The sequence below is a fragment of the Pseudomonas psychrophila HA-4 genome, from assembly GCF_000282975.1.
Lineage (GTDB): Bacteria > Pseudomonadota > Gammaproteobacteria > Pseudomonadales > Pseudomonadaceae > Aquipseudomonas > Aquipseudomonas psychrophila_A.
In genome coordinates this window covers 1-1,245 of record NZ_ALJC01000099.1, presented here as the reverse complement: position 1 = coordinate 1,245, position 1,245 = coordinate 1, and the positions used below count along the sequence as shown (strand labels likewise).

1 protein-coding gene is annotated in these 1,245 nt (G+C 54.5%); it reads left to right on the top strand.

Annotation, left to right across the window (positions count from 1 at the left end; genetic code table 11):
• On the top strand, positions 1-1,208 hold a 1,208-nt coding region (locus B347_RS0115740; protein WP_237719139.1), incomplete at its 5' end, for a protein rep.
• Between the last annotated feature and the right edge of the window lie 37 nt (positions 1,209-1,245).

The following is a 1,245-nucleotide window of genomic DNA, read 5'->3' as shown; positions in this document are numbered from 1 at the left end:
CGAAAAACGGGCGTCGGAGAGGCCGATTTCCTTTACTTGATACTTACGATGGTAATTCAAGGGTGCAAAAAGCGGCTACAACCCTTGTGGACCGTGGCTTTGAGGGTTATTTGACGCGTAAAAAGAAAAACCCCAGAATCGTGGGTCTTCGAGGTCCAAGATATCTAGGGTTTTCCATGGAAAACGTTACCGCTTCCACGTCTGTCCATTCTAGCGAAATTATTGCGCTTGAACAGCCCCGCGACGGGCTTTCCGATTACAGTCCGAATGATGTCCCGTGGGACATTCACAGAGGTCAATCTGACGATGTGGGTGGGATTTATGCCAGCGCTCTAGAATTTGAGCGCTACGCCGCTCGAATGTCCGAATGTGGGGGGTTATTGCTGTTTGGTTGGGTTCTCAACCCTGAAACATCAGTGAATGCCCTACGTTTGCGTACGGCGTACTTTTGCCGGGTACGTCATTGCCCGGTGTGTCAGTGGAGGCGCTCGCTCATGTGGCAGGCTCGGTTTCACCAATCTCTCCCTCAGATCGTTCTAGAGCATCCTAAGGCTCGCTGGCTATTCCTGACCCTGACTGTGCCCAATTGCCCCATAGGCGAGCTTGGAGCGACTCTTACGGCGATGAATGCCGGGTGGAACCGACTCCAGGCGCGAAAAGAGTTAAAAGCGGTGATTGGTTGGGTACGGACTACCGAGGTAACTCGGAGTGCGATTGGGGAGGCGCACCCGCATTTTCACGTTTTGCTGATGGTCCCGCCTTCGATGCTGTCTGGATCGAAATACGTTAAGCATGCCCGCTGGGTTGAGATTTGGCAGGAATGCGTGCGCGATCCGACGATCTCGCCAAGCGGTGTGCACGTTCAAGCGATTAAAGATCGGAGCTCAGAGACCGGGACGGAGGTGGGAGGGGCTGCGCTACAACGCGCGGTTTCGGAAACGCTGAAGTACAGCGTTAAACCGTCTGACATGACAAACGATCCTGATTGGTTTTTGGAATTGACGCGCCAATCCCACAAGCGCCGCTTTGTGGCAACCGGTGGCGTTTTGAAAAAGGTACTCCGTGTCGATGAGGAAACTGATTCGGATTTGGTTAAGAGAGGCGGCGCTGAAGAAGGCGAAGACGACGGTTCTCGGTTGGCTTTCAACTGGCGGGAAGTAGAGCGCCGATATCGCCGCGCACCCAACGGCGACAAACCAGCTCGCTGACTCTCAACGGGGTATCGGGGCACAGCCCTGATCAGGG